The organism is Parabacteroides sp. D25, from assembly GCF_000307475.1.
GTDB classification, from domain to species: domain Bacteria; phylum Bacteroidota; class Bacteroidia; order Bacteroidales; family Tannerellaceae; genus Parabacteroides; species Parabacteroides distasonis.
On record NZ_JH976502.1, the window covers coordinates 206,385 to 220,971 of the forward strand.

Sequence of the window (14,587 nt, forward strand, 5' to 3'; positions counted from 1 at the left end):
AATTGAACAATGAGAAAGGAAGATAAAGGAACTGTTATAGGTCAATTAACTGAAACATTAAAGGAATATCCTAATTTCTATTTGACGGATATCGAGGCGTTGGACGCTGAGAAAACCAGCAAATTGAGAAGAGAGTGTTTCAAGCGTGAGGTTAAGTTAGTCGTTGTAAAGAATAACTTGCTTAAGAAAGCGTTGGAGAACATTGAAGGTGACTTCTCTGATCTTAACGTAGCTTTGAAAGGCAATACGGCTGTGATGTTCTCACAAGTCGCTAATGCTCCCGCTCGCCTGATTAAGGATTTTACTAAGGACGCTAAAAAAGGTGTAGTCGCTAAACCGGCTTTGAAGGCTGCTTACGTACAAGAAAGCTTCTATGTAGGTGCTGAGAATCTTGAGGCATTAGTAAATATCAAGAGCAAAAACGAACTTATTGCCGATGTTATCGCATTGTTGGAATCTCCGGCGAAGAACGTTATCTCTGCTCTTCAGTCATCAGGACAAACTATCCATGGTCTGTTGAAGACTTTGGAAGAAAGATAATTTTTCATTAAAACATTACACAGATAAATAATCATTTAAATCATACAAAAATGGCAGATTTGAAAGCTTTTGCAGAACAATTAGTAAACTTGACCGTTAAAGAAGTTAGCGAATTAGCTACTATCCTTAAAGAAGAGTACGGTATCGAACCTGCTGCTGCAGCTGTTGCTGTTGCTGGTCCTGCTGCTGGTGGTGCTGCTGCCGCTGCAGAAGAGAAGACTTCTTTCGATGTTGTATTGAAAGCAGCTGGTGCTAATAAATTAGCTATCGTTAAGTTAGTTAAAGAATTAACAGGTCTTGGCTTGAAAGAGGCTAAGGATATGGTAGATAGCGCTCCTAGTGCAATTAAGGAAGGTATCGCTAAAGCTGATGCTGAGGCATTGAAGAAACAGTTGGAAGAGGCTGGAGCTGAAGTTGAGCTTAAATAGTATTTATAACCTGGTTTCCAGGTGATTTGGTTAAGAGTCTCCGACTACGAAGACTCTTAACCTTTTTGTGTCTATAATTTCAATAAGTTCAATAAATTCCTTACTAGATGTCTTCAACAGCTGAAAACCAAAGAGTTAATTTTGCTTCGATAAAGAATCAGTTCCCGTATCCGGACTTTCTCGAAGTTCAATTGAAGTCGTTCCAAGACTTTCTTCAACTTGACACTCCTCCTGAAAAGAGAAAGAAGGAGGGATTGTATAAGGTATTTGCCGAGAATTTCCCGATTGCGGATACCCGTAACAATTTTGTGTTGGAGTTCTTAGATTACTATATAGATCCGCCTCGTTACTGTATCGATGAGTGTATCGCTCGCGGGTTAACCTATAGCGTGCCTTTAAAAGCGAAGTTAAAACTGTACTGTACGGACCCGGATCATGAGGACTTCGATACGGTGATCCAAGATGTATACTTAGGTCCGATCCCGTATATGACGGACAGAGGTACTTTCGTGATCAACGGCGCCGAGCGTGTTGTCGTGTCTCAGCTGCACCGTTCTCCGGGCGTATTCTTCGGACAAAGCACGCACGCAAACGGAACGAAGTTGTACTCCGCACGTATTATCCCGTTCAAGGGGTCATGGATCGAGTTCGCTACGGACATCAACAATGTGATGTACGCTTACATCGACCGTAAAAAGAAATTGCCTGTAACTACTCTTTTGAGAGCTATTGGTTTTGAAAGCGATAGAGATATTCTTGAAATCTTCAACCTTGCGGAAGAGGTGAAGGTAACGAAAGCAAACCTGAAGAAGTTTATCGGACGTAAGCTGGCCGCTCGTGTTTTGAAGACTTGGGTGGAGGATTTCGTAGATGAGGATACCGGTGAGGTGGTTTCTATTGAACGTAACGATGTAATCATCGACCGTGAGTCTGTATTGGATAGTGACAATATCGAGGCTATCTTGGATTCAGGCACGCAAAATATTTTGTTGCATCGTGAGGACCAGAATCTGTCCGACTATGCTATCATATATAATACGCTCCAGAAAGACCCGAGTAACTCCGAGAAGGAAGCTGTGTTGTATATCTACAGACAGTTGAGAAATGCGGAACCGGCTGATGAGGCTAGCGCACGCGAGGTTATCACGAACCTGTTCTTCTCAGAGAAACGTTATGATCTGGGTGAGGTGGGACGTTACAGGATCAACAAGAAGTTAGGCCTTACTACAAGCGCTGATGTTAAGGTCTTGACTAAAGAAGATATTATCGAGATCATCAAGTACCTGATCGAGTTGATCAACTCGAAGGCTATCGTGGATGATATCGACCACTTAAGCAACCGTCGTGTACGTACGGTTGGCGAGCAATTGTATAACCAGTTCGGTATTGGTTTGGCTCGTATGTCACGTACAGTTCGTGAACGTATGAACGTTCGCGATAATGAGGTGTTTACTCCGATTGATTTGATCAATGCGAAGACGATTTCTTCCGTGGTTAACTCTTTCTTCGGAACGAATGCCTTGTCTCAGTTCATGGACCAGACGAACCCGTTGGCGGAGATCACGCACAAGCGTCGTTTATCAGCCCTAGGTCCGGGAGGTTTGTCTAGAGAGCGTGCCGGATTCGAGGTTCGTGACGTTCACTATACGCACTATGGTCGTCTTTGTCCGATTGAGACCCCGGAAGGTCCGAACATTGGTTTGATCTCTTCTTTATGTGTATACGCTAAGATCAACGATCTTGGTTTCATCTCGACTCCGTACCGTAAGGTGGCAGATGGAAAGGTCGACTTCTCTGAGGAAGGCTTGCAATACTACACGGCGGAGGAAGAGGAAGAGTTGACAATCGCTCAAGGTAACGCTCCATTGGATGATAACGGTAAGTTTATCCGCGATAAGGTGAAGGCTCGTTTCGAGGCTGACTTCCCTGTTGTCCCTCCTTCTGAGATTGACTTGATGGACGTGGCTCCGCAGCAGATCGCTTCTATCGCGGCTTCACTGATCCCGTTCTTGGAACATGATGACGCTAACCGTGCGTTGATGGGATCTAACATGATGCGTCAGGCGGTTCCTTTGTTGCGTACGGACGCTCCGATCGTTGGTACCGGTATCGAGGCGCAGGTTGCTCGTGACTCTCGTACTCAGATTATGGCTGAGCGTGAGGGCGAGGTTGTGTTCGTTGATGCTACTTGTATCAAGATTAAATATGACCGCACGGAGGACGAGGAATTCGTTAGCTTCGAGGATGCGGTTAAGACATATAATATCCCGAAATGGCGTAAGACCAACCAAAGTACGACAGTCGATTTGAAACCGACCTGTCATCGCGGACAACGTGTGAAAGCCGGCGATATCCTTACCGAGGGTTACTCAACCCAGAAAGGCGAGCTTGCCTTGGGACGTAACGTGAAGGTGGCTTACATGCCTTGGAAGGGTTATAACTATGAGGATGCTATCGTGTTGAACGAGCGTATGGTTCGTGAGGACTTCTTTACGTCTGTCCACGTTGACGAATACATCCTTGAGGTACGTGAGACGAAGCGTGGTATGGAGGAATTGACTTCCGATATCCCTAACGTCAGCGAAGAGGCTACCAAGGATTTGGATGAGAGAGGTATCGTTCGTGTAGGTGCTCGCATCGAGCCGGGTGATATCTTGATCGGTAAGATCACTCCGAAAGGTGAGTCTGATCCATCTCCGGAGGAAAAGTTGTTGCGTGCTATCTTCGGTGATAAGGCGGGTGATGTGAAGGATGCTTCCTTGAAGGCTACTCCGTCTTTGCGCGGTGTGGTTATCGAGACCGCTTTGTTCTCGAAGGCTGTCAAGAAACGTAAATCCAGATTGACTGATAAGGCGATCTTGCCGAAGTTGGACGAGGAATACGAAGAAAAGATGGCTAGCTTGAAGACTTTGTTAGTTGATAAGTTGTTAGTGCTTACAAACGGCAAGGTTTCTCAAGGTGTTAAAGACTATATGAATACGGAGATTATCGCTAAGGGTGCTAAGTTTACCCGCAAATCTCTGGAAGAATTGGATTATAACTCCATCCAAGTAAGCAAGTGGACGGCAGACGCTCAGAAGAATGAGTTGATCAAGCAGGTTATCTTGAATTATTTGAAGAAGTACAAGGAGCTTGACGCTGAGTTGAGACGTAAGAAGTTCGACTTGACGATCGGTGATGAGCTGCCGACAGGTATCGTACAGATGGCTAAGGTTTATATCGCCAAGAAACGTAAGATTCAGGTAGGTGATAAGATGGCCGGTCGCCACGGTAACAAGGGTATCGTATCAAAGATCGTTCGTCAGGAGGATATGCCGTTCTTGGAAGACGGTACTCCGGTGGATATCTGCTTGAACCCGCTGGGTGTGCCTTCTCGTATGAACTTGGGACAGATTTTCGAGGCCGTGTTGGGTTGGGCCGGACGTGAGTTGGACGTTAAGTTCGCTACTCCGATCTTCGATGGTGCGACTTTGGATGATTTGAACGAATGGACAGACAAAGCTGGTATTCCTCGCTACGGTAAGTCTTACTTGTATGATGGTGGTACTGGTGAGCGTTTCGACCAACCTGCTACGGTGGGTGTGACTTACTTCTTGAAGTTGGGCCACATGGTTGACGATAAGATGCATGCCCGTTCAATCGGTCCGTACTCTTTGATTACGCAACAGCCGTTAGGTGGTAAGGCACAGTTCGGTGGTCAGCGTTTCGGAGAGATGGAGGTTTGGGCACTGGAAGCCTTCGGTGCCGCTCATGTTCTTCAGGAAATTCTTACGATTAAGTCTGATGACGTTGTAGGACGTTCGAAGGCTTATGAGGCGATCGTGAAGGGTGATCCGATGCCACAGCCGGGTATCCCTGAATCTCTGAATGTATTATTGCACGAGTTGAGAGGACTTGGTTTGAGTTTCACTCTGGATTAATTCAATAACAATAAAGAAGTAGGTGGGCTACGGCCCGTCTACTTTATCTATTGATAACTCTTTATAAATAAATAATATGGCCTTTAGAAAAGAAAACAAGATAAAGAGTAACTTTTCAAAAATAACCATCGGTCTGGCATCCCCTGAGGAGATCCTAGAGAACTCCAGCGGTGAGGTTTTGAAACCGGAAACAATTAACTATCGTACGTATAAGCCTGAGCGTGACGGTTTGTTCTGTGAGCGTATCTTTGGTCCGATCAAGGACTATGAGTGCCATTGCGGTAAGTACAAGCGTATCCGTTACAAAGGTATTGTCTGCGATCGTTGTGGAGTGGAAGTTACGGAAAAGAAAGTTCGTCGTGAACGTATGGGACACATCCATTTGGTGGTTCCTGTTGCCCATATTTGGTATTTCCGTTCTTTGCCTAATAAAATCGGTTACTTGCTAGGTCTTCCTACCAAGAAACTGGATTCCATCATCTATTACGAACGCTACGTCGTGATCCAGCCGGGTTGCGTAGACACGGTCGGTGAGTTAGACCTATTATCTGAGGAGGAATATCTGGATATTTTGGATAGCCTTCCAAGAGAAAATCAATTGCTAGAGGATACGGATCCGAATAAGTTCATCGCTAAGATCGGCGCTGAGGCTGTTTATGATCTGTTGGCTCGCTTGGACTTGGATTCTCTTTCTTATGAGTTGCGTCACCGTGCGAGCACGGACACATCTCAACAGAGAAAGAACGAGGCCTTGAAACGCCTTCAGGTAGTTGAGTCTTTTCGTGCGTCCAGAGGTCGTAACAAACCGGAATGGATGATCATGAAAGTGATCCCGGTGATCCCTCCCGAACTGCGTCCGTTGGTTCCGTTGGACGGTGGCCGTTTCGCTACTTCTGACTTGAATGATTTATATCGTCGTGTTATTATCCGTAATAACCGTTTGAAACGATTGATCGATATTAAGGCTCCGGAAGTGATCTTACGTAATGAGAAACGTATGCTTCAGGAGGCCGTGGACTCTTTGTTTGACAACTCTCGTAAATCGAGCGCTGTTAAGACAGACGCCAATCGTCCGTTGAAGTCCTTGTCCGACAGTTTGAAAGGTAAACAAGGTCGTTTCCGTCAGAACTTGTTGGGTAAGCGTGTTGACTACTCCGCTCGTTCGGTTATTGTCGTAGGTCCGGAATTAAAGATGCACGAGTGCGGTTTGCCGAAGAATATGGCTGCCGAGCTTTATAAGCCTTTCGTTATCCGTAAATTGATCGAACGCGGTATCGTGAAGACGGTGAAATCTGCCAAGAAGATCGTTGACCGTAAGGAACCGGTTGTTTGGGATATTTTGGAGTACGTAATGAAAGGTCACCCGGTATTATTGAACCGTGCCCCGACATTGCACCGTTTGGGTATCCAAGCGTTCCAGCCGAAATTGATCGAGGGTAAGGCTATCCAGTTGCACCCGTTGGCATGTACGGCATTCAACGCCGACTTCGACGGTGACCAGATGGCTGTTCACTTGCCGTTAGGTAATGAGGCTGTTTTGGAAGCTCAAATGTTGATGTTGGCTTCACACAATATCTTGAACCCTGCGAATGGTGCTCCTATTACCGTACCTTCTCAGGATATGGTGCTTGGTTTGTATTATATTACCAAGTTGCGCAAGGGTACACAAGGCGAAGGTTTGACTTTCTATGGTCCGGAAGAGGCTACGATCGCTTACAATGAGAAGAAGTTGGATATCCATGCTCCGATCCATGTTTACGTGGAGGATTTGGATGCGAACGGTAACTTGGTGAAGACGATGGTAGAGACTTCTGTAGGTCGTTTGATGGTAAATGAGTTTGTTCCGAAAGAGATTGGTTATGTAAACGAGGTGTTGGGCAAGAAGTCTCTTCGTGACATCATCGGTCGGGTAATCAAGGCTTGTGGTGTGGCTCGTACCGCTCAGTTCTTGGACGATATCAAGAACTTGGGTTACTATATGGCATTCAAGGGTGGTTTGTCCTTCAACTTAGCGGACGTTCTGATCCCGCCTGAAAAGGATGAGTTGGTTCAGAAGGGATACGATGAGGTTGAGCAGATCATGGCTAACTATAATATGGGTTTCATTACCAACAACGAGCGTTATAACCAGATTATCGATACTTGGACACACGTTAATAGTAACTTGTCTAATATCTTGATTAAGCAATTGACGGCGGATAACGATGGATTCAACTCAATCTATATGATGATGGATTCCGGTGCCCGTGGTTCTAAGGAGCAGATTCGTCAGTTGTCCGGTATGCGTGGTTTGATGGCGAAACCGCAGAAGAGTGGTGCAGAAGGTGGTCAGATTATCGAGAACCCGATCCTTTCTAACTTTAAGGAAGGTTTGTCCGTGTTGGAGTACTTTATCTCTACTCACGGTGCTCGTAAAGGTTTGGCCGATACCGCTTTGAAGACTGCCGACGCCGGCTACTTGACTCGTCGTTTGGTTGACGTCTCTCACGACGTGATCGTAAACGAGGAAGACTGTGGTACATTGCGTGGCTTGGTTTGTACGGAATTGAAGAATAACGAGGAGGTGATCGCTTCCTTGTATGAGAGAATCTTAGGTCGTGTATCTGTTCACGATGTGATCCATCCGATTACGGGCGAGGTTATCGTTCGTTCCGGTGAGGAAATCCGTGAGGATGCCGCTAAGGCAATCCAAGACTCTCCGATCGAGAGCGTCGAGATTCGTTCCGTATTGACTTGTGAGTCTAAGAAGGGTGTCTGCGCTAAGTGCTATGGACGTAACTTGGCTACGAACCGCATGGTTCAGAAGGGTGAGGTTGTCGGTGTAATCGCCGCGCAGTCTATCGGTGAGCCGGGTACACAGTTGACGTTGCGTACATTCCACGTCGGTGGTATCGCATCCAACATCGCTACAGAGAATAGTATTACATCTAAATATGATGGTATTTTAGAGATCGACGAGCTTCGTGCTGTTGAGGCGGTAGACGAGGTGAGCGGAAAGAAACATTTGGTAGTAGTAAGCCGTTTGGCTGAAATGCGCATTGTTGATCCGAACACGAAGATTGTGTTGTTGACTCATAATATACCTTATGGTTCTAAGTTGTTCTTCAACAACGGTGACTCAATTAAGAAGGGTGACGTGATCATCGAGTGGGACCCGTTCAATGCCGTAATCGTGTCAGAGGTTTCCGGTAAGATCGAGTTCGAGAGTTTGGTAGAGAACGTGACTTACAAGGTTGAGAGTGATGAGACTACCGGTTTGAAGGAGAAGATCATCATCGAGTCTAAGGATAAGACGAAGGCTCCGGCCGCTCATATCGTGGATGAGAATGGTAATTACTTGAAGAACTACTCTTTGCCGTTGGGCGCTCACGTCGTGAAAGACAATGGTGATGTAGTGAAAGCTGGTGAGGTTTTGGTTAAGATCCCTCGTGCCGTAGGTAAGGCCGGTGATATCACCGGTGGTCTTCCTCGTGTAACCGAGTTGTTCGAGGCTCGTAACCCGTCTAACCCTGCTGTCGTATCTGAGATCGACGGAGAGGTAGGATTCGGTAAGATCAAACGTGGTAACCGCGAGATCACCGTAACGTCTAAGTTGGGTGAGGTTAAGAAATATATGGTTCCTCTGTCTAAACAATTATTGGTTCAGGAGAACGACTATATCCGTGCGGGTATGCCGCTATCAGACGGTGCTACCACTCCTTCGGATATCTTGGCGATCAAAGGTCCGACGGCTGTACAGGAATATATCGTGAATGAGGTTCAGGATGTATACCGTCTACAGGGTGTGAAGATCAACGATAAGCACTTCGAGGTTATCGTTCGTCAGATGATGCGTAAGGTAGAGGTGGTTGATCCGGGAGATACTCGCTTCTTGGAGCAGCAGATTGTTGATAAGTTGGAGGTAATGGACGAGAACGATCGTATCTGGGGCAAGAAAGTTGTTACCGATCCGGGAGATTCTCAGACATTGCAGGCCGGACAGATCGTGACTGCACGTAAGTTGAGAGATGAGAATAGTATGTTGAAACGCCGTGATCTTAAGTTGGTCGAGGTACGTGACGCTATTCCGGCTACAGCCAACCAGATCCTTCAAGGTATCACACGTGCCGCTTTGCAGACGAACAGCTTTATGTCCGCCGCATCTTTCCAAGAGACGACGAAAGTATTGAACGAGGCTGCTATCAACGGGAAGGTAGATCGTTTGGAAGGTTTGAAAGAGAACGTTATCTGTGGTCACTTGATTCCTGCCGGTACCGGTCAGCGTGAGTTTGATAAGCTGATCGTAGGCGCAAAGGATGAGTTCGATCGTATCTTCGCTAATCGCAAGAACGTGGTTGATTTCAATGCCATGGACAAAGATGATGAAGAATAGGAACGTTTAATAAACTATAAAGAAAGGCCGGCAGAGCAATCTGTCGGCCTTTTTTGTTCTTCCTTATTTGCTTAATAAATGGATAAACTTTATTTTTGCGAGGTAACAAAGACCATAGATAAATACTGAGACATATAAGAAACATATAATAATCAATATCATGAAGAGAATTTTACTTTGTTTAATGGTGGCTTTATTTGCCACTGGTTGCTTATTCGCTAAAAACAACGATGAGAAAATGAATGTAATGTCTTATAACATCCGTTACGATAATTTGGGTGATAAGGATAATCAATGGAAATTCAGAAGAGATTTCGCTGCTGATTTAGTGAAATTCTATGAGGCGGATGTGTTCGGTGCGCAAGAGGTCTTGAATAATCAGCTGAATGATTTGCTTAATCGTTTACCGGAATACGCTTATGTGGGTGTTGGTCGTGAGGATGGCAAGACGAAAGGGGAGTACGCTCCGATTTTCTATCGTAAGGATCGTTTCTCCGTTGATAAAAGCGGTAATTTCTGGTTAGCCGAAGATATAAATGCCATTGGTAAGAAAGGTTGGGACGCCGCATGCGAGCGCGTAGCTACTTGGGCGATCTTGAAAGATAAGAATACGGGAAAGAAATTCTTCTTCTTGAATACGCACTTGGATCATATGGGGAAAGTGGCTCGTCATGAAGGAGCTTCTTTGGTGCTGGAGCAAGCGAAGAAATTATCCGAGAATTTACCTATAATCGTGACTGGCGATTTCAATGCCGTGCCTTCTGATGAGCCGATACAAGTATTGACTAATCCGAGTGATCCTCGTCATTTGACTCATTCCCGCACGATCGCAGGGTTTACTTACGGCCCGAAATGGACATTCCATGATTTTGGAAAGATCCCTTACGACAAGCGTGAATGGATCGATTATATCTTCGTGAAAGGGAATATCAAAGTATTGCGTCATGGTGTATTGACTGAAACGTTGAATAATCTGTTCCCATCCGACCATTGTCCGGTAATCAGTACGTTGATACTCGAATAAAAAAGCTTTGTGTGTATGGGGAAAGTAGACGTATTGAAGGAAACTACCCCGCTTTCATCAGAAGATTGCTTCTTGGTCATGCAACGCCCGAAATCGGGGTTTAATTTTCCGTTACATGTACACATGGAATTTGAGTTGAACTATCTGGAGAATACCGCTGGCGCTATCCGGATAGTTGGCGATTCGGTCGAGGAAATCGATGATCTGGATTTGGTGTTGATCGCGGGAGGAACGAAGCATGCTTACTCGAACCATAAGTGTCCGTGTAATGGGATCTTTGAGATAACGATACAATTTCATAAATCGTTATTTGATAGCTTGATCAATAGACGGCATTTCAAGACCATGAAGGATATGTTTGATAACGCTTCCAGTGGTCTTGTTTTCAGCCGGGAAATGATACTTGGCATTCAAGATAAATTAAGAATGTTGTCGAACGATAACAAGCCGGATTCTTTCAAGAACCTGTTGCGTTTGGTCGAGATTCTTAAGATTCTATCTTTGGATAAAGCAGCCCGTCGGTTGAATGCCGTGAACACGGTAAAGAACTATAATAATAACGATACCGATCGTTTAGATAGTATCATGTTATATTTACACGAAAATTATCAAAAACGTATCACCTTGTCGGAAGTGGCTAAGTTAACAAATATGAGCGATGCCTCATTGATGCGTTTCTTGAAGAAGTGGACGGGAAAGACATTTATCGATAACTTGAACGAGATCCGGGTAGCCGAGGCGGTATGCCGTTTGACCGATACAAGTGACAGTATTTCTGAAATATGTTACAGGTGCGGTTTTAATAATCTATCGAATTTCAACCGGGTATTCAAACGGCGTAGGGGGAGTACCCCTACAGAGTACAGGGAGAAATATTCCCGTTCGAGGTTTATAATTTGAAACATGATTTAAAGCATGTTTACATTGATTTGTGTCAAGTGTTGATGATATAGTATTATTTATTGCACATATAGTATTTGGTGGTCTTTGCTAAAGCCCTTACTTTTGTAAAGTTCAAGTGAAAGAGATTAGCACTTAGACAAAACAAACCTTAACTAAAACGCCAAAACCAATTATATCAAACACAAAAGGTATTTTTACATTGGTCTAAAGAATTGAGAATTAAAAACACAACTAGAAAACGACTGCCTGAGAAGGTAGTCGTTTTTGCATTTATAGTCTTCAACCACTTTGTAACCCGGAATAAATATGTATATTTGTCTTCGCAATTTTTAATCACCATAAATTTAAAAGAAGAAAGTATGGAAAACAACAAACCTGCCAATAACGAGATTCAGATCGAGTTATCTGAAGAAATGGCACAAGGGACTTACGCCAATTTGGCTATTATATCTCATTCAAGCTCTGAATTTATCCTAGATTTCATCCGGGTGGTTCCGGGAGCTCCTAAGGCACAAGTCAAAAGTCGCGTAATCTTAACTCCGGATAACGCTCAACGTTTGTTATTCGCTTTGCAAGACAATATCAAGAAATTTGGGGAGCAACTTCAAGCAGGAAATAATAATAACAAAACAGCTAATTTTGAGGACTTCGCAGGTCCGACAGGAGAGGCTTAATAGATTTGTTTTCAGCCATAGAAAGAGTACTTTTCTACAAGAGTAGGGGAGTACTCTTTTATTGTTGGGATGGCTCGTTTACATTGAAAAACCTTGATGCCTATTCTTAGATGCTTACAATGGGCATTCTAAGGTGTTAAGAATGCCTGTTATAAACACCTAAGAATGCCCATCGTAAAGAATACCCTATCTCTCTATCCTAAAGATTAGATAATCCCATCAATATTTTCTTCAATACGGTTTGCGCAGAGATCTCACGGTTCGCGGCCTCGGGGATTACGATACTTTGCGGACTCTCTATCACGTCATCGGTAACGATCATATTGCGGCGAACCGGCAAGCAATGCATGAAATAAGCGTTATTCGTAAGTGCCATTTTCTCTGCGTCTACGGTCCAGCTACGATCTGTGCTGATTACTTGTCCGTAATTCGGATCTTTATAAGCGGACCAGTTCTTTGCGTAAATGAAATCCGCTCCTTCAAAAGCCTTCTTCTGATCGTATTCCACTTTAGCGTTGCTTACGAATCTAGGATCAAGCTCATAACCTTCCGGATGAGTGATAACAAACTCATAATCTGTAGCGTTCATCCATTCGGCAAAGCTGTTTGGAACGGCTTGCGGCAATGATTTCGGATGAGGAGCCCAAGTCATGACTACCTTCGGACGAGCTGTTTTCTTATATTCCTCTATCGTGATCAAGTCGGCGAAACTTTGCAACGGATGGCGTGTCGCCGCTTCCATGCTAAATACCGGCCGGCCGGAATGCTCGATGAACTGACTCAATATCTTTTCGTTATAATCATCTTCTTTATTCTCAAAGCGTGCGAAAGAACGGACCCCGATCACATCGCAGTAACAGCCCATTACAGGAACAGCTTCCAGCAAATGCTCCGGTTTATCACCATCCATGATAACACCTCGCTCTGTTTCCAGCTTCCATGCACCTTGGTTAACGTCCAAAACGATCGTGTTCATACCTAAGTTCATGGCAGCCTTTTGGGTGCTTAAGCGGGTACGTAGGCTTGAGTTGAAAAATATCATCAACAACGTCTTGTTTTTTCCCAGTTCACTAAACTGGAAACGATCTTTCTTGATCTCGAAAGCTTCATTAAGCGCTTGTTTCAAGTCACCTAAATCCTGTACGCAAGTGAAATGTCTCATATCTGTTACAATAATATTTTGTTAAAGGCAAAGATAATGACTACTTGTCAATTATCCTTTAGAAAGACCAAGGAATTGTTTAAGAGATCGTATCCGGAGGTGTTATGGGTAGTTTGAAACTGAAGGTAGAACCTTTCCCTTCCTCCGAGTTCACCCAGATGGTACCTCCCATGGCGGTGACCAGACCTTTACAGATCGAAAGCCCTAACCCGGTGCCCGGCTGGAATTCGTTCAATTGCACGAATCGTTCGAAGATATGTCCCAGTTTGTCCTTCGGGATGCCGTTACCTGTATCGGACACGTAAAATTGCACGCTGACCGGATACAACGATTGGTATCCGAAATGAATTTCTCCTTTCTCCGTATATCGGAGGGCGTTAGAAAGTAGTTTTTTCAAGATAAGCATAAGCTTATGTTTATCCGTGTGAAGAGATACGTTTGGAGAATCATCCAAGATTAACCGTACGTTTTTGGATATGCGGGGAGAGGCGTATTCGTATACATCGTGCATGATAGCGAGCGGATTTACATCCTCATATGACCAATTGATCGTATTGGACTCGATTCTGGACATCTCGAGCGTGTCATTGATTAATTCGAGCAAAGCCGTGTTATTTTCTTTAATCATGGAAATATACTGTTCACGCATTTCCGGATCATCTTCCAGTCCTAACATATCGGAGAAGCCGACGATGGCATTTAGCGGAGTCCGGATCTCGTGCGTCATATTTGCCAGAAACGTAGATTTCAATAGGGAAAGATCCTTGGATTTCTGATGATCCGCGATAGCTAGCTCGTCGTTTTCCTTTTCGATAATGCTACCTATAATGACATGTGGGGTGCCGCTTTCATCAATATCCATGCTTTTACCCGATATTTCATACATCTTATAAGTCCCGTCTTGATTCCTCAGGTGGAAGGTGACGTTGTGAGACGATAATTTCTCGTCCCGGATTTTATTGAACAGATAGAAGAAATCCAAACTATCCTCTGGCTTACGTACGGATGATAAAGCCCTGCATATAAACCTGTTTTTATCTAATAGAGTATTGGTCGTGCCGTAGAATTGAAAACAGCGGTTACAATGCTTTTTGTCGCAAGTGGAGAAACGGTCGAAGCTGAATGAGTAAGCGGCTAATTTACCGTCTTCCAACGCTTGCCGCATCAATATCCGGCTCTCGTTCAATTGTCCCATCAATAGTTTATTTTCCCTGTCAGTTTCTTTTTCTCCCTGCTGCGTAAGCCAAAGCGTATACCCGCTAAGCCCCTGTTCATCGGTATAGATGGGTTCTACTTTAAACGTGACGGGCTCTTCGCATATAATTGCGTCACCTTTTCTTAAAGATGACTTCAAGGAATCGGTTAGTACGATGTTATTAAATAGATGTTCTATAATAAAGTCATGCTTATCCGCCAAGGAAAAATGAGCGAACATCGCCTTATTCAAGTCTATCAGATTTCCTTCCGTATCATAGATAGCCCCTCCTAAAGGACAGGAATAGAATGTATTTGAAACTAAAGTATTGAAAATATTTGAATCTATTACTGTTGACATTATTCGTTT

General features: G+C 44.3%; 9 protein-coding genes. 7 read left to right on the plus strand and 2 right to left on the minus strand.

All coding sequences use genetic code 11. The features are described 5' to 3' along the window. The first annotated feature begins 9 nt into the window (after positions 1–9). From rplJ to HMPREF0999_RS07780, 7 genes are all read left to right on the plus strand, one after another. Positions 10–540 carry a 50S ribosomal protein L10 gene (gene rplJ / locus HMPREF0999_RS07750; protein WP_005854219.1) on the plus strand — a complete coding sequence of 177 codons (531 nt, stop codon included), beginning with the start codon at positions 10–12 and terminating at the stop codon, positions 538–540. 50 nt (positions 541–590) lie between these two features. Next, positions 591–968, plus strand: coding sequence for a 50S ribosomal protein L7/L12 (gene rplL / locus HMPREF0999_RS07755; RefSeq protein ID WP_005854220.1), 378 nt, complete (start codon positions 591–593; stop codon positions 966–968). 107 nt (positions 969–1,075) lie between these two features. Further along, positions 1,076–4,888, plus strand: a complete 3,813-nt coding sequence (gene rpoB / locus HMPREF0999_RS07760) for a DNA-directed RNA polymerase subunit beta (RefSeq protein WP_005854221.1) — start codon at positions 1,076–1,078, stop codon at positions 4,886–4,888. Between the two features lie 76 nt (positions 4,889–4,964). Beyond that, positions 4,965–9,260, plus strand: coding sequence for a DNA-directed RNA polymerase subunit beta' (gene rpoC / locus HMPREF0999_RS07765; RefSeq protein ID WP_009018020.1), 4,296 nt, complete (start codon positions 4,965–4,967; stop codon positions 9,258–9,260). A 160-nt stretch (positions 9,261–9,420) separates the two neighbouring features. Next, positions 9,421–10,284, plus strand: coding sequence for an endonuclease/exonuclease/phosphatase family protein (locus tag HMPREF0999_RS07770; protein ID WP_009275609.1), 864 nt, complete (start codon positions 9,421–9,423; stop codon positions 10,282–10,284). A gap of 15 nt (positions 10,285–10,299) precedes the next feature. After that, positions 10,300–11,184: an AraC family transcriptional regulator gene (locus HMPREF0999_RS07775; protein ID WP_009275610.1), complete on the plus strand. Its 885-nt coding sequence runs from the start codon at positions 10,300–10,302 to the stop codon at positions 11,182–11,184. Between the two features lie 362 nt (positions 11,185–11,546). Beyond that, on the plus strand, positions 11,547–11,861 hold the full coding sequence (locus tag HMPREF0999_RS07780) for a DUF3467 domain-containing protein (RefSeq protein WP_005854225.1): 315 nt from the start codon (positions 11,547–11,549) through the stop codon (positions 11,859–11,861). Positions 11,862–12,060: 199 nt separating this feature from the next. Here HMPREF0999_RS07780 and HMPREF0999_RS07785 read toward each other — a convergent pair whose 3' ends face one another. Both HMPREF0999_RS07785 and HMPREF0999_RS07790 read right to left on the minus strand, forming a co-directional pair. After that, positions 12,061–13,023 (minus strand): N-acetylornithine carbamoyltransferase, encoded by a 963-nt coding sequence (locus tag HMPREF0999_RS07785; RefSeq protein ID WP_008773673.1) that lies wholly within the window; start codon positions 13,021–13,023, stop codon positions 12,061–12,063. Between the two features lie 79 nt (positions 13,024–13,102). After that, positions 13,103–14,578, minus strand: a complete 1,476-nt coding sequence (locus tag HMPREF0999_RS07790; RefSeq protein ID WP_009275611.1) for a sensor histidine kinase — start codon at positions 14,576–14,578, stop codon at positions 13,103–13,105. Between the last annotated feature and the right edge of the window lie 9 nt (positions 14,579–14,587).